This is a genomic window from Marivivens marinus, assembly GCF_035969385.1.
GTDB lineage: Bacteria > Pseudomonadota > Alphaproteobacteria > Rhodobacterales > Rhodobacteraceae > SELP01.
The window spans coordinates 126,183-147,879 of sequence record NZ_JAYKKJ010000001.1 but is presented as its reverse complement, the minus strand read 5'-3'; the positions used below and the strand labels follow the sequence as shown (position 1 = coordinate 147,879).

The window sequence follows — 21,697 nt, the reverse complement described above, 5'->3', positions numbered from 1 at the left end:
TTAGACCTTGATCTCGACATCCACGCCAGCGGCGAGGTCGAGCTTCATCAGGGCGTCAACGGTCTGCGGGGTCGGGTCCACGATATCAAGCAGGCGCTTGTGGGTGCGGATCTCGAACTGGTCACGCGACTTCTTGTCGATGTGCGGACCGCGCAGAACGGTGAATTTCTCGATCTTGTTCGGCAGCGGAATCGGCCCGCGCACGGATGCGCCGGTCCGCTTCGCGGTGCTTACGATCTCGGCGGTGGACGCATCCAGAACGCGATAATCGAAAGCCTTGAGCCGAATGCGAATGTTTTGGCTTTGGACTGCCATTTTCATTGCCTTTCGCGGCTTAAGGTTGAGAGGTGAGAGGAGCGGGATTGCCCTGCCACGTCGAACCCGAATTCAACGGTGTGGGGCGGGCCTTACAGCCCGCCCCACGAAATTGCAATCACCGAATTATTCGATGATTTTGGAGACGACGCCGGCGCCGACGGTGCGGCCGCCTTCGCGGATGGCGAAGCGCAGGCCGTCTTCCATGGCGATCGGCGCGATCAGTTCGACGCCGAACTTCAGGTTGTCGCCCGGCATCACCATTTCGGTGCCGGCCGGCAGTTCAACGGTGCCGGTCACGTCGGTGGTCCGGAAGTAGAACTGCGGGCGGTAGTTGGCGAAGAACGGGGTGTGACGGCCGCCTTCTTCCTTGGTCAGGATGTAGGCTTCGGCTTCGAACTTGGTGTGCGGCTTCACCGAACCCGGCTTGCACAGCACCTGGCCACGCTCGACGCCGTCACGGTCAACACCACGCAGCAGGGCGCCGATGTTGTCGCCGGCCTCACCACGATCCAAGAGCTTGCGGAACATTTCCACACCGGTGCAGGTGGTCTTCTTGGTGTCGCGGATGCCGACGATTTCAATTTCGTCGCCAACGTTGATCACGCCACGCTCCACACGACCGGTCACAACCGTGCCGCGGCCCGAGATCGAGAACACGTCTTCGATCGGCATCAGGAACGGCTGGTCAACGGCGCGCTCCGGGGTCGGGATGTAGCTGTCGACAGCGGCCATCAGCTCGCGGATCGAGTTCTCGCCGATCTCCGGGTCACGGCCTTCCATCGCGGCCAGGGCCGAACCCTTGACGATCGGAATGTCGTCGCCCGGGAATTCGTAGGACGACAGCAGTTCGCGGATTTCCATCTCGACGAGCTCGAGAAGCTCTTCGTCGTCGACCTGGTCAACCTTGTTCATGTAAACGACCAGCGCCGGAACGCCGACCTGACGGGCCAGAAGGATGTGCTCGCGGGTCTGCGGCATCGGGCCGTCAGCAGCGTTCACAACCAGAATGCCGCCGTCCATCTGGGCCGCACCGGTGATCATGTTCTTGACGTAGTCGGCGTGGCCGGGGCAGTCGACGTGGGCGTAGTGACGCGCCTCGGTCTCATACTCAACGTGCGCGGTCGAGATCGTGATCCCGCGGGCCTTCTCTTCCGGCGCGCCGTCAATCTGGTCATACGCCTTGAAATCACCGAAATACTTCGTGATCGCAGCCGTCAGCGTCGTCTTGCCGTGGTCAACGTGACCAACAGTCCCGATGTTCACGTGCGGCTTATTACGTTCAAACTTTTCCTTAGCCATTGTGGCCTCCTTGATGTCGAGCGGTGCGTTGGAACACGCACCCTACAGGGGTGGTAGGGTGGGCCGGTCGGCCCACCGCGGGTTTAGGCGAATTTCTTCTGAATCTCGTCCGACAGGTTCTGCGGGACGGGGTCGTAGTGGTCGAACTGCATCGTGAACTGCGCACGGCCCGAAGACATCGAGCGCAGGGTGTTGATGTAGCCGAACATGTTGGCCAGCGGCACCATCGCGTCGATGGCAATGGCGTTGCCGCGGGTGTCCTGACCCTGCACTTGGCCCCGACGCGATGTCAGGTCGCCGATGATCCCGCCGGTGTATTCTTCCGGGGTAATCACTTCGACCTTCATCACCGGTTCCAGCAGCTTGGCGCCAGCTTTCCGCATCCCTTCGCGCATGCACATACGGGCAGCGATTTCGAAGGCCAAAACGCTGGAGTCCACGTCGTGGAACTTACCGTCGACCAGAGCAACCTTGAAGTCGATCACCGGGAAGCCAGCCAGCGGGCCGGAGTCCATGACCGAGGTGATGCCCTTTTCCACGCCGGGGATGTATTCCTTCGGCACGGCACCGCCGACGATGCGGGATTCGAAGGAGTAGCCTTCGCCCGGCTCGGTCGGGGTGATGATGAGCTTGACCTCGGCGTACTGACCCGAACCACCCGACTGTTTCTTGTGGGTGTAGGTGTGTTCGACCTCGTGCGAAATGGTTTCGCGGTAGGCCACCTGCGGAGCACCGATGTTGGCTTCGACCTTGAATTCGCGCTTCAGACGATCGACGAGAATGTCGAGGTGAAGTTCGCCCATGCCCTTCATGATGGTCTGGCCCGACTCGAGGTCGGTTTCGACACGGAAGGACGGGTCTTCGGCGGCAAGCCGCTGCAGGCCCTGGGACATCTTTTCCTGGTCAGCCTTGGTCTTCGGTTCGACCGCGATCTCGATCACCGGATCCGGGAAGGTCATGGTTTCCAGGACGACCGGGTCGTTGACGGCGCAAAGCGTGTCACCGGTGGTGGTGTCCTTCAGACCTGCCAGGGCGATGATGTCGCCGGCGAAGGCTTCGGTGATCTCGTCCTGCTTGTTGGAGTGCATCATCACCATGCGGCCGATGCGCTCTTTCTTGCCTTTGGTCGAGTTCAGCAGGGTGTCGCCCTTGGCCAGCTTGCCCGAGTAGACGCGGGTGAAGGTCAGGGTGCCCATGTAGGGGTCGTTCATGATCTTGAACGCAAGGCCCGAGAACGCCATGTCGTCGTCCGCGCGGCGGGCGATGTTACGGGTTTCGGTTTCGTCGCCCGGTTTGAAGCCCATGTAGTCGACCACGTCGAGCGGGCTCGGCAGGTAGTCGATCACGGCGTTCAGAAGCGGCTGGACGCCCTTGTTCTTGAAGGCGGAGCCGCCAAGGATCGGAACGAAGGTCAGCGACAGGGTGCCCTTGCGCAGCAGTTTGCGCAGGGTCGGCACGTCGGGCTCTTCCCCTTCGAGGTAGGCCATCATCGCGTCGTCGTCCATTTCGACGGCGGCTTCGATCATCTTGCCGCGCCATTCGTCGGCCAGGTCCTTCAGGCTGTCACGGATCGGGGCCTTGACCCACGATGCGCCAAGGTCTTCACCCTGCCACAGCCATTCTTCCATGGTCACGAGGTCGATCAGGCCTTCCAGCTCGTTCTCGGCGCCGATCGGAATACCGACGGGAACGGCGCGGGCGCCGGTGCGGTCTTCGATCATGCGAACGCAGTTGAAGAAGTCGGCGCCGATCTTGTCCATCTTGTTGACGAACACGATGCGCGGAACCTTGTAGCGGTCAGCCTGACGCCACACGGTTTCGGTCTGGGGTTCAACGCCGGCGTTGGCGTCGAGAACGGCAACGGCACCGTCAAGCACAGCCAGCGAACGTTCGACTTCGATGGTGAAGTCAACGTGGCCGGGGGTGTCGATGATGTTCATCCGGTGCTTGGGCGTGTCCGGGTTCACGCCATCTTCGGTGCGTTCCCAAAAGGTGGTGGTCGCAGCCGAGGTGATCGTGATACCGCGTTCCTGCTCCTGCTCCATCCAGTCCATGGTGGCGGCACCATCGTGCACCTCACCGATGTTGTGGGATTTGCCGGTATAAAACAGGATCCGCTCCGAGCAGGTGGTCTTGCCTGCGTCGATGTGGGCCATGATGCCGAAGTTGCGGTAGCGGTCGAGGGGATAATCGCGAGCCATGGAAAGGTCTTCCTCTTACCAGCGGTAGTGGCTGAACGCTTTGTTCGCGTCGGCCATCTTGTGGGTGTCTTCCCGCTTTTTCACAGCCGAACCGCGGCCGTTGACCGCGTCCAGAAGCTCGCCGGCAAGGCGCTCTTCCATGGTGTTTTCATTGCGGGAGCGCGAAGCGGTGATCAGCCAGCGGATGGCGAGCGCTTCACGGCGTTCGGGGCGAACTTCGACCGGAACCTGATAGGTGGCACCACCAACCCGGCGCGAACGAACTTCGACCGACGGTTTGATGTTGTCCAGCGCCTCGTGGAACACTTCCACGGGGGCCTTCTTGAGCTTGCTTTCGACCCGGTCGAAGGCGTTGTAGACGATCCGTTCGGCAACAGATTTTTTGCCATCGATCATCAGGTTGTTCATGAACTTCGTGACAACCCGGTCGCCAAACTTGGCGTCGGGCAGGATTTCACGTTTCTCGGCGGCGTGACGACGCGACATTGCGGTCTCTCCTTACTTCGGACGCTTGGCGCCGTACTTCGAACGGCGCTGCTTACGATCTTTGACACCCTGGGTATCGAGGACACCGCGCAGGATGTGGTAACGGACGCCCGGAAGGTCTTTTACCCGGCCGCCACGGATCAGAACCACCGAGTGTTCCTGAAGGTTGTGGCTTTCACCAGGGATGTAGCTGATCACTTCGAAACCGTTGGTCAGGCGCACCTTGGCGACCTTCCGCATGGCCGAGTTCGGCTTCTTCGGGGTGGTGGTGTAGACGCGGGTGCAAACACCACGCTTCTGCGGGCAGCGCTCGAGGTGCTGCGACTTGGACTTGGTGACTTTCGGCTGCCGCGGTTTGCGGATCAGCTGCTGGATCGTTGGCATTGGGCTTTGTTCCCTATCCTACACTAGTGTAGCGGCCCCGTAGGTCCGCGGTTTTCGATGACGTGCCGCACGCGTCCGCAACAGCACAAAAAACCCGCAGTCGATCCCTTACCGGAGGATCGGTGCGGTGTGTCTTCAGAGGATCGGGGAAGTAGTATCCCGGATCATGACCACGACGACTCTGATATCGGGCACGGGAAGACCCCCGGACCCGGATGGGCGGCGTATAGGGGGAGTCGTTCCCCCTGTCAACAGCACCCGGTGGTTATGCCGCCGCGCGGGCGTTTCGCCGCGCGATCCGCCGTTCCCGATGGAAGGTATAGAGCCCAGTACCCACCAGAATGGCCGCCCCCAGAAGCGTCGGCCAGGCGGGCCAGTCGCCGAAAACAAGGAACCCAAGGACCAGCGCGACCAGCAGGCTGGAGTAGCGGAACGGGGCGACGATGGCGATTTCCCCGATCCGCATAGCCGAGACCGAGGCGACATAGCCGACCATCAGGCAGAGCGCGGCACCACCGAGCATCAACCCCCCTGCCCCGTCGACCGGGACCCAGTCTTCGCTTAACCCGCCGATGATGCCGAAGGCTGTCACCCCGAGCGCGGCCACGACCGCAACCATCAGGCTGGGCACCCCCGCCGACAGCCGCCGCGCTGCAAGATCCCGCACCGTCACGGCCAGAACCGCACCGACCCCGAGGACGGAATAGATGGTGAACCCCTCGGTTCCCGGCCGCACGATCAGAAGCACCCCAAGAAAGCCGACCCCGATCGCCGTCATCCGCCGCCAGCCAACCGGTTCGCCCAGAAAGATTGCGGCGGCCAGTGTGACGGTCAGCGGCAGCGATTGCAGGATCGCCGACAGATTGGCGAGCGGCATATGCACCAGCGCGGTGAGGAACAGAAGCGTGCCGACGATCTCGGCCGCGGTGCGCAACCCGATCCGGCCCCAGTCGCGCCGGGGCAGGTTGACCCGCAATTGCCCCCGCCACAGCGCCAGCGTGATCAGCCCGATGGAAATACCGACGCCCCGCAGGGTGATCGCCTGATAAAACGGCACATGCGCCGCCGCCGCCTTCATGAAGGTATCGTTGACCGTGAAGGCGGCCATCGACAGCATCATCAAAAGGGCGCCAGAGATATTGGGACTGAGGGCTTTCATGGGCAAAGCATTAGCGGGCGACTTGGGGAGGCGCCAGAGGGTTCGCCCGCTTTGTCTTTGGCGTCAGGACAGGCTTTGCGCGTAGGCCTCCAGCTGCGTTACAACGGTGCCCCAGCCATCGAAGAAGCCCATGGATTCGTGGTTCTGGGCGGCTTCCTGCGACCGGTGCCGCGCGGTTGCAGTATAGATGGTGCCGCCGTTGCCATCGTCCTCAAGGTCGATGATGGCGGTCATGAAGGGGTCGGCCGCCGGCTTCCAGCCTTCGCTGTAGCCATCGGTGAAGACAAGCCGCGTGCCCGGCACGATTTCCAGATAGACACCTGTGTTTTCCATCACGTTCCCTTCCACCTCGAAGGTGGTGTTGAACCGGCCGCCGACCCGCAGGTCGATATCGCAGGCGGTGACGCTGTGCGGCTTGGGGATGAAGAAATTCATGATGTGTTTCGGGGTCGTCCAGCATTCCCAGATAAGCTGCCGGGGCGCGGCAAGGGTGCGGGTGAAGGAGAGGTCGGTCTGAGGATCAAGGTTCATCGGGATTATCTTTCAGAAGTGAAGTCACATAGGTGTCGAGGGTATCGAGGCGGTGTTCCCAGAGGTCTTTCTGTTCGTCGAGCCACGACCGCGCCGGGAGAAAGGCATCGGCCGAGAGGGTGCAGAACCTTGTCCTGCCACTTTTCCGGGTAACAACCAGTCCGGCCTCCTCCAGCCGCCGCAGGTGCCCCATGAAGGACGGCAACGCCATGTCATGCGGGGCCGCCAGTTCGCTTACGGTTGCCTCGCCGCGCGCAAGGCGGGCAAGGATCGCGCGTCGGGTGGGATCACTCAGCGCCGCGAAACAGAGGTCGAGAGTCGCTCCATACTTAGCCATGTAGCTAAGTATGACCGGAAACCGACCCCTGTCAATATTAGTTAGCTATAATCCTAACTTTCCCGCGGGCCGCTACGGTGAGGTTTGCAGAAAAGGGCCGTGACGGAAACGAAAAGGCCCCCGCGTTTCCGTGGGGGCCATTCGGTGTTCCTAGGTCAGTCGCGATTATTCTTCGCGGCTTTCGGGGATGTCTACGACCAGCGTGTCGAAGTCGTCCCCGCCGACCACATCATCCATGTCCGGCGCGGCAAGGGCGACGGCGGCTTCGGCTTCTTCGCGCCGGGCCTCGATCACCTTGTTGTCGCGTTCGCTGGCGATGCGGCGCACGCGGCTGGTGGCGCCACCGGTCCCGGCCGGGATCAGACGACCAACGATGACGTTTTCCTTCAGGCCGACCAGCTTGTCGCGCTTGCCCTGAACCGAGGCTTCGGTCAGCACGCGGGTGGTTTCCTGGAAGGATGCGGCCGAGATGAACGAGCGGGTCTGGAGCGAGGCCTTTGTGATCCCCAGAAGGATCGGCTCGCCCTGAGCCGCACGGCCACCGCGGGCCAGTGCCTTTTCGTTGGCGGCGTCGAATTCCGACTTGTCGACATGTTCACCCTTCAGAAGGGTGGTGTCGCCGGAGTCCATGATCTCCCACTTCTGCAGCATCTGGCGAACGATCACCTCGATGTGCTTGTCGTTGATCTTCACGCCCTGAAGCCGGTAGACGTCCTGCACTTCGTTGATCATGTAATCTGCAAGGGCCTCGACCCCCATGATCGACAGGATGTCATGCGGAGCCGGGTTGCCGTCCATGATGTAGTCACCCTTCTGGACGAAGTCACCTTCCTGAACCGGAATGTGCTTGCCCTTGGGCACCATGTATTCGACGCGCAGATCCGGATCCTCGGCGGACTCGATCGCGATGCGACGCTTGTTCTTGTAGTCCTTCCCAAAGCGCACATAGCCGTCGATCTCGGCGATGATGGCGTGGTCCTTGGGACGGCGGGCTTCGAACAGTTCCGCCACGCGGGGAAGACCCCCGGTGATGTCCTTGGTCTTGGCGCCTTCGCGCGGGATACGCGCGACCACGTCACCGGCCTCGATCTTCTGACCGTCTTCGATCGACAGAATGGCATCCACCGACATCGGATAGGTGACGGGGTTGCCGTCCTCCTTGCGCACCGGTTCGCCATCTTCGCCCGCGATGATGATCTCGGGCTTGAGGTCGCTGCCGCGCGGCACCGACCGCCAGTCGGTCACGATCCGCTGGGTCATGCCTGTTGCATCGTCGGTTTCCTCGCGGACGGCGATGCCGTTCACAAGGTCGACGAAGCGGGCGATACCGCCCTTTTCGGCGATGATCGGCAGGGTGTAGGGGTCCCATTCGAACAGCTTGTCGCCACGCGCAACCTTGGCGCCTTCCTTGACGAACACCTTGGAGCCGTAGCCCACCTTGTGCTGCGCCAGTTCCTCGCCGTTGTCGTCCATGATCGCGATGACCATGTTCCGGCCCATGACGATCTGTTCGCCCATCGCGTTTTCCAGCAACGAGGCGTTGCGGAATTCGACCTTGCCGTTGGTGGACGCCTCGAGGAAGGACTGCTGCCCGCCCTGCGCAACGCCGCCGATGTGGAAGGTCCGCATGGTCAGCTGGGTGCCCGGTTCGCCGATCGACTGTGCCGCGATGATCCCGACGGATTCGCCGATGTTCACCTTGGTGCCGCGGGCAAGATCACGCCCGTAGCAGGTGGCGCAGACGCCATCCTCGGCCTCGCAGGTCAGCGGGCTGCGGATGCGCATCTTGGCGACGCCGGCGGTTTCGATCAGGTCGGCGCGACGTTCGTCGATCAGCTCGCCTGCGGCGACGATGACCTCGTCCGTGCCCGGACGTAGAACGTCGTCGGCGGACACACGGCCCAGCACACGCTCGGCCAGCGAGGACACGACCTCACCGTCGTTCACGGCTGCTTCGGCGGTGATCGCAAGATCGGTGCCACAGTCGTTCTGACGCACGATGCAATCCTGCGCCACGTCGACCAGACGACGGGTCAGGTAGCCCGAGTTCGCGGTCTTCAGAGCGGTATCCGACAGACCCTTACGGGCGCCGTGGGTGGAGTTGAAGTACTCCAGCACGGTCAGACCTTCTTTGAAGTTCGAGATGATCGGCGTTTCGATGATCTCGCCCGACGGCTTGGCCATAAGGCCGCGCATGCCGCCCAGCTGCTTCATCTGGGTGACAGAGCCACGGGCCCCGGAGTGGGCCATCATGTAGACCGAGTTCGGTTCCTGTTCGGCGCCGTTCTCGTCGACCTTGTTGGCAGAGATGGTGGACATCATCGCCTCGGTGACCTTGTCGTTACACTTCGACCAGGCATCAACGACCTTGTTGTACTTTTCGCCCTGGGTGATCAGGCCGTCCATGTACTGCTGTTCAAAGTCCTTCACCTGTTCGCGGGTCTCGTCGACCAGCGTCCACTTGGTGTCGGGGATGACCATGTCGTCCTTGCCGAAAGAGATCCCGGCCCGGAACGCTTCCTTGAAGCCCATGCCCATGATCTGGTCGCAGAAAATGACCGACTCTTTCTGACCGCAGTAGCGGTAGACGGTGTCGATGACCTGCTGCACTTCCTTCTTGCGCAGAAGACGGTTCACCAGATCGAAGGGCGCCTTGGCGTTCTTCGGCAGAAGCGCACCCAGCCGCAGGCGGCCCGGAGTGGTTTCCACACGTTCGATGACTTCGTTGCCTTCTTCGTCGATCTGCGGAATCCGCGCGGTGATCCTGGCGTGCAGGTGCACTTCGCCAGCGGCCAGCGCATGTTCGACTTCTTCGATGTCAGAGAAGGCCATGCCTTCGCCCTTCATCCCGTCACGCTGGATGGTGGTGTAGTAGAGGCCAAGGATCATGTCCTGCGACGGAACGATGATCGGCGCGCCGTTGGCGGGCGACAGAACGTTGTTCGTCGACATCATCAGAACGCGAGCTTCCAGCTGCGCCTCAAGGCTCAGCGGGACGTGCACGGCCATCTGGTCGCCGTCGAAGTCGGCGTTGAAGGCCGAACAGACCAGCGGGTGCAGCTGGATCGCCTTGCCTTCGATCAGGACCGGTTCGAACGCCTGGATGCCCAGACGGTGCAGGGTCGGCGCGCGGTTCAGAAGAACCGGGTGCTCGCGGATCACCTCGTCAAGGATATCCCAAACCTCGGGGCGTTCCTTTTCGACCAGCTTCTTCGCCTGCTTCACGGTCGAGGACAGCCCTTTGGCTTCCAGACGCGAATAGATGAACGGCTTGAACAGTTCGAGCGCCATCTTCTTGGGCAGGCCGCACTGGTGCAGCTTCAGTTCGGGGCCGGTCACGATGACCGAACGGCCCGAGAAGTCGACCCGCTTACCCAGAAGGTTCTGACGGAAGCGGCCCTGCTTGCCCTTGAGCATGTCCGAGAGCGATTTCAGCGGACGCTTGTTGGCGCCGGTGATGACGCGGCCGCGACGGCCGTTGTCGAACAGCGCGTCAACGGATTCCTGCAGCATCCGCTTTTCGTTGCGGACGATGATATCGGGCGCGCGCAGTTCGATCAGCCGCTTGAGGCGGTTGTTCCGGTTGATCACGCGGCGATAGAGGTCGTTCAGGTCCGAAGTCGCAAAGCGGCCACCGTCCAGCGGGACCAGCGGGCGCAGTTCCGGCGGGATGACCGGCACGACGGTCAGCACCATCCATTCCGGGCGGTTACCGGATTCGATGAAACTTTCGACGATCTTCAGTCGCTTGATGATCTTCTTGGGCTTCAGTTCGCCGGTGGCTTCCTTCAGCTCTTCACGCAGCTGTTCGGCGGTCGATTCAAGATCGATCATCGACAGCATTTCCCGGATCGCCTCGGCACCGATGTTCGCCTGGAAAGCGTCCATGCCATAGACGTCCTGCGCGTCGAGGAACTCTTCCTCGGTCATCAGCTGGCCAAAGGACAGGTCGGTCAGGCCCGGTTCGATCACCACGTAGTTTTCGAAGTAGAGAATGCGTTCCAGATCCCGCAGGGTCATGTCCAGCATCAGGCCGATCCGGCTGGGGAGCGACTTGAGGAACCAGATGTGCGCGACGGGCGCGGCCAGTTCGATGTGGCCCATGCGTTCGCGGCGAACCTTTTGCAGGGTAACTTCGACCCCGCATTTTTCGCAGACAACGCCGCGATACTTCATCCGCTTATATTTGCCGCAGAGGCATTCGTAGTCCTTGATCGGCCCGAAGATGCGGGCACAGAACAACCCGTCGCGCTCGGGCTTGAAGGTCCGGTAGTTGATGGTCTCGGGCTTTTTGATCTCGCCATAGGACCACGAGAGAATCCGCTCGGGCGAGGCAAGCGAGACCTTGATCTCGTCAAATGCCTTGGCCGGGGTGAGCGGGTTGAACGGGTTGTTGGTCAGTTCCTGGTTCATCAGGTATCCTTTCCAGGCTGGATGCATTCGAAGAAAGCTGAGCGACGGTAAACATCGGCACTCATTCGGCCTTCTTGAGTATCAGTTTGATAGTAGCCAAGTGCTTGAAGCGGGGGGCGCTGCGCAATGAGTTGGAACCCGTTGCCACACGAATGGGAAACATGTTCCGGAGGGAAAAATTGCGCGACCAACGGCAGGCTGCGCACTCCGATAGGAGCAACAGTCTGCACATAATGCATCTGTCGGTCTTCAACGGTGTAGACAACCCCTGGGGTCGGGTTGACGTGCGTATTCGCCGCCAACCCAAGCAAGGTTGCAAACACCGTCAAGACAGTGACAGACAGCCCCTTCACTCGTCCTCCTCCGCATCCAGAAGTTCCATGTTGAGGCCGAGGCCCCGGACTTCTTTCACCAAGACGTTGAACGACTCGGGCACGCCGGCCTCGAAGTTGTCCTCGCCCTTGACGATCGACTCGTAGACCTTGGTCCGGCCTGCCACGTCGTCCGATTTCACCGTCAGCATTTCCTGCAGGGTGTAGGCGGCGCCGTAAGCTTCCAGAGCCCAGACCTCCATTTCCCCGAAACGCTGGCCACCGAACTGCGCCTTACCACCCAGCGGCTGCTGCGTGACGAGGCTGTACGGCCCGGTCGAACGGGCGTGGATCTTGTCGTCGACAAGGTGGTGCAGCTTCAGCAGGTACTTCACGCCGACCGTCACCTTGCGGGCGAACTGCTCGCCGGTGCGGCCATCGTAAAGAACCGACTGACCGGATTCGTCGAAGCCTGCCCGCTTGAGCGCGTCGTTCACGTCGGCCTCTTTCGCGCCGTCGAACACCGGGGTGGCGATCGGCACACCACGGGTCACGTTCGACGCGGCGTCGATCAGGTCTGCCTCGTCCATGCCGGCGATGCCTTCGTCATAGACATCGTCGCCATAGGCAAAGTGCATCGCTTCACGAACCGGAGTCAGGTCGCCGGACCGGCGGTATTCCTGCAGCGCCTCGTCCACCTGGATGCCCAGACCGCGCGCGGCCCAGCCCATGTGGGTTTCGAGGATCTGACCGACGTTCATACGCGACGGCACACCCAGCGGGTTCAGCACGAAGTCGACGGGCGTCCCGTCGGCAAGGAACGGCATGTCTTCCATCGGCACAACCTTGGAAACCACACCCTTGTTCCCGTGACGACCGGCCATCTTGTCGCCCGGCTGAAGCTTGCGCTTCACGGCGACGAAGACCTTGACCATCTTCATCACGCCCGGCGGCAGGTCGTCGCCACGACGGACCTTTTCGACCTTGTCTTCGAAACGGGCGTCCAGCTGGCGCTTCTGCGCCTCGTACTGTTCGTTCAGGGCCTCGACGATCTGCGCATCGGATTCTTCCTTCAGCGCAAGCTGCCACCACTGGCCACGGGTCAGGTCGGCAAGGACCTCTTCCGTCACCTCGGTGTTGGCCTTGAAGCCCTTCGGCCCCTTCACGGCCACCTTGCCCAGAAGCATCGACTTCAGGCGGGCATAGATGTTCCGGTCAAGGATCCCCATTTCGTCGTCCCGGTCACGGGCAAGGCGTTCGACCTCTTCCCGTTCGATCTGGAGCGCACGTTCGTCCTTTTCCACGCCGTGGCGGTTGAACACGCGGACCTCGACCACGGTGCCGAAATCACCCGGCGGCAGGCGCAGCGAGGTGTCGCGCACGTCAGATGCCTTTTCACCGAAGATGGCGCGCAGAAGCTTTTCTTCCGGCGTCATCGGGCTTTCGCCCTTCGGGGTGATCTTGCCGACGAGGATATCCGCGGGCCCGACCTCGGCGCCGATGTAAACGATGCCAGCCTCGTCGAGGTTGCGTAGCGCTTCTTCACCAACGTTCGGGATGTCGCGGGTAATCTCTTCCGGCCCCAGCTTGGTATCGCGGGCGGCGACTTCGTATTCCTCGATGTGGATCGAGGTGAAGACGTCGTCACGGACGATCCGTTCCGAGATCAGGATGGAGTCTTCGTAGTTGTAGCCGTTCCAGGGCATGAAGGCGACGACGACGTTTTTGCCGAGCGCCAGTTCACCCATGTCGGTCGACGGACCATCGGCAACGACCTGACCCTTCTGCACGGTGTCGCCCACCTTCACCAGCGGACGCTGGTTGATACAGGTGTTCTGGTTCGACCGCTGGAACTTGCGCATCCGGTAGATGTCCACGCCCGGATCGCCCACTTCGAGGTCTTCGGTGGCGCGTACAACGATACGCTGCGCATCGACCTGGTCGATGATCCCGGCGCGCTTCGCCATGATCGCAGCACCCGAGTCGCGGGCCACAACGCCTTCGATCCCGGTGCCGACCAGCGGGGCCTCGGCCTGAAGAAGCGGCACGGCCTGACGCTGCATGTTCGACCCCATGAGGGCGCGGTTGGCGTCGTCGTTTTCAAGGAACGGGATGAGCGAGGCGGCAACCGACACCAGCTGCTTGGGCGACACGTCGATCAGGTCCACGCTTTCGCGCGGGGCCATGGTGTAGTCGCCCGACTGGCGGGTGTTGACCAGATCGTTCTGGAACGCGCCCTTGTCATCCAGCGTCGCGTTGGCCTGGGCCACGGTGTGACGCATTTCCTCGGTCGCGGACATGTAGATGACCTCGTCGGTCACCTTGCTGTCCACAACGCGGCGGTAGGGGGTTTCGATGAAGCCGTATTTGTTCACGCGGGCGAAGGTGGCCAGCGAGTTGATCAGACCGATGTTCGGCCCTTCCGGCGTTTCAATCGGGCACATCCGGCCATAGTGGGTCGGGTGCACGTCGCGCACTTCGAAGCCTGCACGTTCACGGGTCAGACCGCCCGGCCCAAGGGCCGACAGGCGGCGCTTGTGCGTCACTTCGGACAGCGGGTTGGTCTGGTCCATGAACTGCGACAGCTGCGAGGAGCCGAAGAATTCGCGCACGGCGGCGGCGGCCGGTTTCGCGTTGATCAGGTCCTGCGGCATCACCGTGTCGATTTCGACCGACGACATGCGTTCCTTGATCGCGCGTTCCATCCGCAGAAGGCCGACGCGGTACTGGTTTTCCATCAGTTCGCCGACCGACCGGACGCGACGGTTGCCGAGGTGGTCGATGTCGTCCACGTCGCCCTTGCCGTCACGCAGTTCCACCAGCGCCTTGACGCAGGCAACGATGTCTTCGTTGCGCAGGGTGCGCTGGGTGTCTTCGGCATCCAGATCGAGGCGCATGTTCATCTTGACCCGGCCAACGGCGGACAGGTCATAGCGCTCGCTGTCGAAGAACAGGCTGTCGAACAGGGTCGAGGCGGCGTCGACGGTCGGCGGTTCACCCGGGCGCATGACGCGATAGATGTCCATGAGCGCGCTTTCGCGGTTCATGTTCTTGTCCGCGGCCATGGTGTTGCGGATGTAGGGGCCGACGTTGATGTTGTCGATGTCGAGCACCGGGATATCGGTGATGCCCGCGTCCAGCAGATCCTTAACGGTGCCGCCGATCACGTCGCCGTCCTTGTCCATCTCGAGCGTCAGTTCGTCACCGGCTTCGACATAGATCGCGCCGGTTTCCTCGTTGATGATGTCCTTGGCGACGTATTTGCCCACGATGTGGTTGAAGGGCACCAGCAGGTCGGTGACCTTGCCTTCGTCCTTCAGCTTCTTCACGGTGCGCGGGGTGACCTTTTCACCGGCCTTGGCGATGACTTCGCCGGTCTTGGCGTCGACAAGGTCATAGGTCGGGCGGGTGCCGCGGACACGGTCGGGGAAGAACTTGGTAACCCAGGCCCGGCCCTTCTTCTCGAACTTGTAGTCCACGGTGTTGTAATAGGCATCCATGATCGCCTCCTGGTCCATGCCAAGGGCATAGAGCAGGGTGGTCACGGGAAGTTTGCGGCGACGGTCGATCCGCGCGAACACGAGGTCCTTGGCGTCGAATTCGAAGTCCAGCCAGCTGCCGCGGTAGGGGATGATGCGGCAGGCGAACAGCAATTTGCCCGAAGAATGGGTCTTGCCCTTGTCGTGGTCGAAGAACACGCCAGGCGACCGGTGCATCTGGGACACGATGACGCGTTCGGTCCCGTTCACGATGAAGGTGCCGTTCGGGGTCATCAGGGGCATGTCGCCCATGAAGACGTCCTGTTCCTTGATGTCCTTGACCGACTTGGCGCCGGTGTCTTCGTCGACATCAAAAACGATCAGGCGCAGGGTAACCTTCAGCGGGGCGCTGTAGGTCAGGTCGCGCTGCATGCATTCTTCAACGTCGAACTTCGGCTTTTCCAGTTCGTACTTCACAAACTCCAGAACGGAGGTTTCGTTGAAGTCCTTAATCGGGAAAACCGACTGGAACACGCCTTTGATGCCTTCGCCGTCGGCGGGAATATCCGCGTCGCCGGACCGCAGGAACAGGTCGTAGGACGACTTCTGAACCTCGATCAGGTTCGGCATTTCAAGAACTTCGCGGATCTTGCCGTAGTACTTGCGCAGGCGTTTCTGGCCAAGGAACGATTGAGCCATGTGCGTCATCACCTTTTCATATCTCGTCGCGGGATCACGCCGCTGGGCTACGGCACGAGACCCATCTGAGAGCGGGCTTTCCGGTCAATTCCTGGCGTCCGTCCCACCGGACACCTCCCGACCATTGGAACCTACCCAAGAAGGGGGCCTTCGCGTCGCCCCCTGCTAAGACAGGTTCGGCTGGACCCGCGATTTCGCGGGCCCAGCCTGTGTTTGCAGGGCCAGAGCGGCCCCGGTCGTCTGGCTTAGGCCAGCTCGACGGTGGCGCCAGCGGCTTCCAGCTTCGCCTTGATTTCTTCGGCTTCGGCTTTGGCAGCGCCTTCTTTGACCTTGCCACCAGCTTCGACCAGGTCCTTGGCTTCTTTCAGGCCAAGACCGGTGATGCCGCGGACTTCCTTGATCACGTTGATCTTCTGGGCGCCAGCGTCCTTCAGAACGACGTCGAATTCGGTCTTTTCTTCGGCAGCCGGGCCAGCGTCAGCAGCCGGGCCAGCCATCATGACAGCGCCGCCAGCAGCGGGCTCGATGCCGTATTCGTCTTTCAGGATGGTTTTCAGTTCCTGGGCTTCGAGAAGGGTCAGGCCCACGATCTCTTCAGCAAGTTTCTTCAGATCAGCCATTTTATGCTTTCCGTTCGTTTGATGTGTGTTCCAACGTGTGGGAATTGATCCCCACGAGGGCAGTCAGGTTGCTTATGCAGCTTTCTCTTCGATGGTCGAAAGAATGCTCGCGATGTTCGAAGCAGGCGCGCCAATGGCACCGGCGATGTTCGCGGCGGGTGCACCGATGCAGCCGACGATGGAGGCAATAAGCTCCTCGCGCGACGGCATTTCGGAGACCGCTTTGACACCAGCGGCGTCAAGCGCCGTGTCGCCCATTGCACCGCCGAGGATCACGAGCTTGTCGTTCCCCTTGGCGTATTTCTGAACAACCTTGGCCGCAGCCACGGGATCTTCAGAATAGGACAGCACGGTCATGCCCGTGAGATAGTCAGCGATGCTTGCGCAGGGCTTTCCCTCAAGGGCGATCTTGGCGAGCTTGTTCTTGGCAACGCGCACGGACCCACCCGCTTCACGCATTTGCGCGCGCAGGTCCTGCATTTCGGCAACTGTCATGCCTTCGTAGTGGGCAACCACCACGACGCCAGAGCTTTCAAAGATCTGGCCGAGTTCGTCGACCAGCTTCTCTTTTTGTGCTCTATCCACAGTTTCACTCCAAGTTTGGAGGGTTTCCCCTCCGGCTCAATTTAACCCCCGGTCTTCTGGGGGCATTCGGGTCCAATTTCAGGGTCCCGAGGCCGTGATCGCCCGAAGGAACGCGGATGCGCCCAAACGGAAATCTTGTCTCGTTCCCCATCTCGGGAAGGAATTATTGGGATCTCTCCCAACCCTCCGTCTCGGACAGGACGGGGCCGGTTTGGCGGCCCCGCCATTCGTCACCCCTTGCGGGGCAACAAATCTCTTAATTACCAGTCGCCGAGGACACGTCGACGGACACGCCCGGCCCCATGGTGGAGCTGATCGCGACCTTCTTCATGTAGGTGCCCTTGGCACCCGACGGTTTGGCTTTTTGCACGGCGTCGACGAAAGCCAGCAGGTTTTCTTCCAGCTTCTTGGCGTCGAACGAGGCCTTGCCGATCCCAGCATGGACCACACCGGCCTTTTCAACCTTGAACTGGACCTGACCGCCCTTGGCAGCTTCGACAGCTTCCTTGACGTCCATGGTCACGGTGCCGACCTTGGGGTTCGGCATCAGGTTGCGCGGGCCAAGAACCTTACCCAGACGGCCGACGATCGGCATCATGTCCGGGGTGGCGATGCAGCGGTCAAAGTCGATCTTGCCAGACTGCACGGTTTCCATCAGGTCTTCGGCGCCAACGATGTCGGCACCGGCCGCCTTGGCTTCGTCGGCCTTGTCGCCACGGGCGAACACGGCGACGCGGACGGTCTTGCCCGTGCCGTTCGGCAGGTTGACAGAACCACGAACCATCTGGTCGGCGTGACGCGGGTCAACACCGAGGTTCAGAGCGATTTCGACGGTTTCGTCGAACTTGGCGCTGGCGTTTGCCTTGACCAGTTCAATCGCGTCGGCGACCGACAGGTCTTCCTTGCCGGCGAATGCTTCACGGGCTGCACGGGTGCGCTTACCAAGCTTGGCCATTACTTCACCTCCACGCCCATCGACCGGGCGGAGCCCAGGATGATCTGCATTGCGGCCTCGACGGAGTTTGCGTTGAGGTCTTTCATCTTGGCTTCGGCGATTTCGCGAACCTGGGCCACGGTCACGGTGCCCACGGTTTCCTTGCCCGGCTTGTTGGCGCCGGACTTCAGCTTGGCCGCCTTCTTCAGGTAGTAGGACGCCGGCGGAGTCTTGATCTCCATCGAGAACGACTTGTCCTGATAGTAGGTGATCACGGTCGGGCACGGGGCACCCGGCTCCATCTCCTGCGTCTTGGCGTTGAACGCCTTGCAGAATTCCATGATGTTGATGCCGCGCTGACCCAGTGCGGGGCCGACCGGCGGGGAGGGGTTGGCTTGCCCGGCTTTCACCTGGAGCTTCAGCTGCCCTACGACTTTCTTGGCCATTTGGCCTCTCCTTCTTTCAACCCCCGATCCGGCGCGCCGGTCAGGGCCTTACGTTGCGTGGTCCGGTCCGGCGGTCGCGACCGCCTCGCCTCCCACAAGGTTCATCAGGCCTGCTTGGAGACCTGAGTGAATTCCAGTTCGACCGGGGTGGCCCGGCCAAAGATCGACACCGTCACCTTCAGGCGCTGGTTGTCTTCGTCCACTTCCTCGACCATCCCGTCGAAATCCTCGAACGGGCCGTCGTTGACCTTCACCTTCTCGCCCACTTCGAAGTGGATGAGGGTCCGCGGTGCTTCCTGGCCCTCTTCGACCCGGCCAAGAATCGCCTGCACCTCTGCGTCGCGCATCGGCATCGGGCGGCCCTGCGGACCAAGGAACCCGGTCACCCGGTTGATTCCGTTGACGAGGTGATAGCCCTCGTCCGACATTTCCATGTGGACCAGAACGTAGCCCGGCATGAACCGGCGTTCGGTCGTCACCTTCTTGCCGCGGCGAACCTCGATCACTTCCTCGGTCGGCACCAGAACCTCGTCGATCTGGTCTTCCAGCCCCGATTCAGCCACCTTGGCGCGGATCTGTTCGGCGATCTTCTTCTCGAAGTTCGAGAGCACGCTTACCGAATACCACCGTTTCGCCATGTTCCTCGACACCTCGCCGTCAAATGCCCGAAGGCAAAAATTTCCATTCGTATCAGGCAGTTGGCCTGATTATTCCCGAAAACAAAAATCGGCGTGCAACACGATTCGCCGCACGCCCTATCCGGAAGTCGGTGGCTGATACCCCTCAAAGCCAATGAATTCAAGGGGGTCAGCCCACTTTCCTGGGCGTCAGCTCCCGAAGTAGGTCAGAACCCCATCCAGCCCGGTGCGGATCAGAATATCCACCAGCGCGAAGAAGGAGGCCAGAAGCACGGCCATGATGAAGACCATCAGGGTGGTCAGCAGAACCTCGCGGCGGGTCGGCCAGACAACCTTGGCGATTTCCGCGCGGGTCTGTTGGATGAACTGAACCGGAGAGGTGCGCTTGCGCTTTTCCTGCGGTTGGGCGGTGCCACCTTGTGCCATGGGCTGTTGCTTCCTTGTTTGAACGCCCGCCGACATACGCAGTTGCGGCGCGGTTTTCAAGCCTGCGCGGTGGGGTCGATGAACCGGACCTTGGGCAAGTCCCGGATCGCGGCGATCTGCGCGGTATAGCGGCGGTCCTCTGCCGCGCGGATGTCATCGGAATAAAGCTGCATCCGTTCCCGACCGCCCGCCACCGGGAACCGGGCGCGCGCCGTGTCGATCGGATCGGCGTTCGGATCGGCGGCCAGCTGGGCAAAGACCCACTCCATCCCCTCTTGCGACAGGCCGACATTCGGGCGGCCCGGCTCGGGCTCGAACCCGTCGGCCGCGGCCTCGCCGAGGAGGGCCGGAATCAGGCGGTTCTGAATGCGGTTGTAGTCCTCGTAGCGCCAGACATTGATCGCCGCTAGCCCGTCGATTTGAGTCAGGTCTGTCAGTATCCGCAGCCAGTCAAGGATGGCGGGATCATGGGCCGCGCAGAAGTCCTCGGGTGTCATGTAGATGCGGCTGTAAATCAGCTGGCTATACATTGAGGCGATCATCCGCAGCGGATGGCGCAGGCTGATGAACAACTCGACCTCGACACCGGGCAGGACCGAGACCAGGTCTGCGACCTTGGCCGGACCATCGGGATAGAGCGGTTGCGGCAGCGATCCGTCATCTTCACGCAACCGCCCAAAGAAGTTTTCTTCGCTCAGGATGACACGATGCCCGTCCTTGGCCAGAAACCGCAACTGGTCGTGCGGGGCCCGATGCGATGCCCTCCCCCCGGCCAGACCGAACAGGCCCGAAACGTTCCGCCCCCTGTCCCGCAAGTAGTCGGGGCCGTAGAACCGCACCCCGTGGGCGATCAGCCGTTCCTTGTTCCGTTCCATCGCGCGCTGCAAATGGGTCGTAGCCGTCTTATGCGGACCGACGTGCAGGGCAAGGGTGGGAAAGTTGGTCAAGGAAACCTCTCGGCAGGACATGCGCCCGGTGGCGCCCGAAAAGGTGGTGGCAGGGGCAGCAGGGTTCGAACCCGCGACCTACGGTTTTGGAGACCGTCGCTCTACCAGCTGAGCTATACCCCTAGGACCAAGGAGGCAATTACTGGCACCCACGACCAAGATCAAGGGGGTCCAGACGTGAAAAGGCCCTGCGCCAAAGAAAAAGGGCCGCCCGAAGGCGGCCCCTATCGCGATATCCCGAAGGATCACTCGATGATTTTGGAGACGACGCCAGCGCCGACGGTGCGGCCGCCTTCGCGGATGGCGAAGCGCAGGCCGTCTTCCATGGCGATCGGCGCGATCAGTTCGACGCCGAACTTCAGGTTGTCGCCCGGCATCACCATCTCGGTGCCGGCCGGCAGTTCAACGGTGCCGGTCACGTCGGTGGTCCGGAAGTAGAACTGCGGGCGGTAGTTGGCGAAGAACGGGGTGTGACGGCCGCCTTCTTCCTTGGTCAGGATGTAGGCCTCGGCTTCGAACTTGGTGTGCGGCTTCACCGAACCCGGCTTGCACAGCACCTGGCCACGCTCGACGCCGTCACGGTCGACACCACGCAGCAGGGCGCCGATGTTGTCGCCGGCCTCACCACGATCCAAGAGCTTGCGGAACATTTCCACACCGGTGCAGGTGGTCTTCTTGGTGTCGCGGATGCCGACGATTTCAATCTCGTCGCCAACGTTGATCACGCCACGCTCCACACGACCGGTCACAACGGTGCCGCGGCCCGAGATCGAGAACACGTCTTCGATCGGCATCAGGAACGGCTGGTCAACGGCGCGCTCCGGGGTCGGGATGTAGCTGTCGACAGCGGCCATCAGCTCGCGGATCGAGTTCTCGCCGATCTCCGGGTCACGGCCTTCCATCGCGGCCAGGGCCGAACCCTTGACGATCGGAATGTCGTCGCCCGGGAATTCGTAGGACGACAGCAGTTCGCGGATTTCCATCTCGACGAGCTCGAGAAGCTCTTCGTCGTCGACCTGGTCAACCTTGTTCATGTAAACGACCAGCGCCGGAACGCCGACCTGACGGGCCAGAAGGATGTGCTCGCGGGTCTGCGGCATCGGGCCGTCAGCAGCGTTCACAACCAGAATGCCGCCGTCCATCTGCGCCGCACCGGTGATCATGTTCTTGACGTAGTCGGCGTGGCCGGGGCAGTCGACGTGGGCGTAGTGACGCGCCTCGGTCTCATACTCAACGTGCGCGGTCGAGATCGTGATCCCGCGGGCCTTCTCTTCCGGCGCGCCGTCAATCTGGTCATACGCCTTGAAATCACCGAAATACTTCGTGATCGCAGCCGTCAGCGTCGTCTTGCCGTGGTCAACGTGACCAACAGTCCCGATGTTCACGTGCGGCTTATTACGTTCAAACTTTTCCTTAGCCATCTGGCTCGGCCTCGCAAGTTCGGGGGCCCGGCATTGCATTCCCTGCGGCCCGTTTCGACATCG

At 61.7% G+C, this 21,697-nt stretch carries 19 protein-coding genes and 1 tRNA gene; all 20 read right to left on the bottom strand.

The features are described from left to right. A complete protein-coding gene (gene rpsJ, locus U3648_RS00755; RefSeq protein ID WP_129678830.1) occupies positions 1-315 on the bottom strand; it encodes a 30S ribosomal protein S10 in 315 nt (104 codons plus the stop codon). Between the two features lie 126 nt (positions 316-441). Then, entirely contained in the window at positions 442-1,617 is a 1,176-nt protein-coding gene (gene tuf / locus U3648_RS00750; protein WP_420857330.1) for an elongation factor Tu, read from the bottom strand. A gap of 83 nt (positions 1,618-1,700) precedes the next feature. Next, positions 1,701-3,818: an elongation factor G gene (gene fusA / locus U3648_RS00745; protein WP_420857342.1), complete on the bottom strand. Its 2,118-nt coding sequence runs from the start codon at positions 3,816-3,818 to the stop codon at positions 1,701-1,703. A gap of 15 nt (positions 3,819-3,833) precedes the next feature. Continuing rightward, complete coding sequence (gene rpsG, locus U3648_RS00740) at positions 3,834-4,304, bottom strand: 30S ribosomal protein S7 (protein ID WP_129678828.1); 471 nt, start codon at positions 4,302-4,304, stop codon at positions 3,834-3,836. A 12-nt stretch (positions 4,305-4,316) separates the two neighbouring features. Further along, positions 4,317-4,688: a 30S ribosomal protein S12 gene (gene rpsL, locus U3648_RS00735; protein WP_129678827.1), complete on the bottom strand. Its 372-nt coding sequence runs from the start codon at positions 4,686-4,688 to the stop codon at positions 4,317-4,319. 265 nt (positions 4,689-4,953) lie between these two features. Further along, positions 4,954-5,847 carry a DMT family transporter gene (locus U3648_RS00730; protein WP_420857341.1) on the bottom strand — a complete coding sequence of 298 codons (894 nt, stop codon included), beginning with the start codon at positions 5,845-5,847 and terminating at the stop codon, positions 4,954-4,956. A gap of 63 nt (positions 5,848-5,910) precedes the next feature. Beyond that, a complete protein-coding gene (locus U3648_RS00725; RefSeq protein ID WP_420857340.1) occupies positions 5,911-6,378 on the bottom strand; it encodes an SRPBCC family protein in 468 nt (155 codons plus the stop codon). Beyond that, on the bottom strand, positions 6,368-6,715 hold the full coding sequence (locus U3648_RS00720) for an ArsR/SmtB family transcription factor (protein WP_420857339.1): 348 nt from the start codon (positions 6,713-6,715) through the stop codon (positions 6,368-6,370). Before U3648_RS00720 ends, U3648_RS00725 begins: the two co-directional genes overlap by 11 nt. Before the next feature lie 165 nt (positions 6,716-6,880). Next, positions 6,881-11,128, bottom strand: coding sequence for a DNA-directed RNA polymerase subunit beta' (gene rpoC / locus U3648_RS00715; protein ID WP_420857338.1), 4,248 nt, complete (start codon positions 11,126-11,128; stop codon positions 6,881-6,883). Continuing rightward, the gene (locus tag U3648_RS00710) at positions 11,128-11,481 is read right to left on the bottom strand and encodes a hypothetical protein (RefSeq protein WP_420857337.1); all 354 of its coding nucleotides are present in this window, start codon (positions 11,479-11,481) and stop codon (positions 11,128-11,130) included. Before U3648_RS00710 ends, rpoC begins: the two co-directional genes overlap by 1 nt. Next, positions 11,478-15,617, bottom strand: coding sequence for a DNA-directed RNA polymerase subunit beta (gene rpoB, locus U3648_RS00705; RefSeq protein ID WP_420857336.1), 4,140 nt, complete (start codon positions 15,615-15,617; stop codon positions 11,478-11,480). Before rpoB ends, U3648_RS00710 begins: the two co-directional genes overlap by 4 nt. Positions 15,618-15,862: 245 nt before the next feature. After that, positions 15,863-16,237: a 50S ribosomal protein L7/L12 gene (gene rplL / locus U3648_RS00700; RefSeq protein ID WP_420857335.1), complete on the bottom strand. Its 375-nt coding sequence runs from the start codon at positions 16,235-16,237 to the stop codon at positions 15,863-15,865. 72 nt (positions 16,238-16,309) lie between these two features. Further along, positions 16,310-16,822, bottom strand: a complete 513-nt coding sequence (rplJ, locus tag U3648_RS00695; protein WP_420857334.1) for a 50S ribosomal protein L10 — start codon at positions 16,820-16,822, stop codon at positions 16,310-16,312. 256 nt (positions 16,823-17,078) lie between these two features. Beyond that, on the bottom strand, positions 17,079-17,777 hold the full coding sequence (gene rplA, locus U3648_RS00690; RefSeq protein ID WP_420857333.1) for a 50S ribosomal protein L1: 699 nt from the start codon (positions 17,775-17,777) through the stop codon (positions 17,079-17,081). Then, positions 17,777-18,202, bottom strand: coding sequence for a 50S ribosomal protein L11 (rplK, locus tag U3648_RS00685; RefSeq protein WP_420857332.1), 426 nt, complete (start codon positions 18,200-18,202; stop codon positions 17,777-17,779). Before rplK ends, rplA begins: the two co-directional genes overlap by 1 nt. Before the next feature lie 104 nt (positions 18,203-18,306). Continuing rightward, entirely contained in the window at positions 18,307-18,840 is a 534-nt protein-coding gene (gene nusG, locus U3648_RS00680; protein ID WP_129678818.1) for a transcription termination/antitermination protein NusG, read from the bottom strand. A gap of 189 nt (positions 18,841-19,029) precedes the next feature. Beyond that, entirely contained in the window at positions 19,030-19,266 is a 237-nt protein-coding gene (gene secE / locus U3648_RS00675; protein WP_129678817.1) for a preprotein translocase subunit SecE, read from the bottom strand. Positions 19,267-19,322: 56 nt separating this feature from the next. Continuing rightward, positions 19,323-20,213 carry a hypothetical protein gene (locus tag U3648_RS00670; protein WP_420857331.1) on the bottom strand — a complete coding sequence of 297 codons (891 nt, stop codon included), beginning with the start codon at positions 20,211-20,213 and terminating at the stop codon, positions 19,323-19,325. Between the two features lie 47 nt (positions 20,214-20,260). Beyond that, positions 20,261-20,336: transfer RNA gene (locus U3648_RS00665), tRNA-Trp, on the bottom strand. Positions 20,337-20,458: 122 nt separating this feature from the next. After that, entirely contained in the window at positions 20,459-21,634 is a 1,176-nt protein-coding gene (gene tuf, locus U3648_RS00660; RefSeq protein WP_420857330.1) for an elongation factor Tu, read from the bottom strand. Between the last annotated feature and the right edge of the window lie 63 nt (positions 21,635-21,697).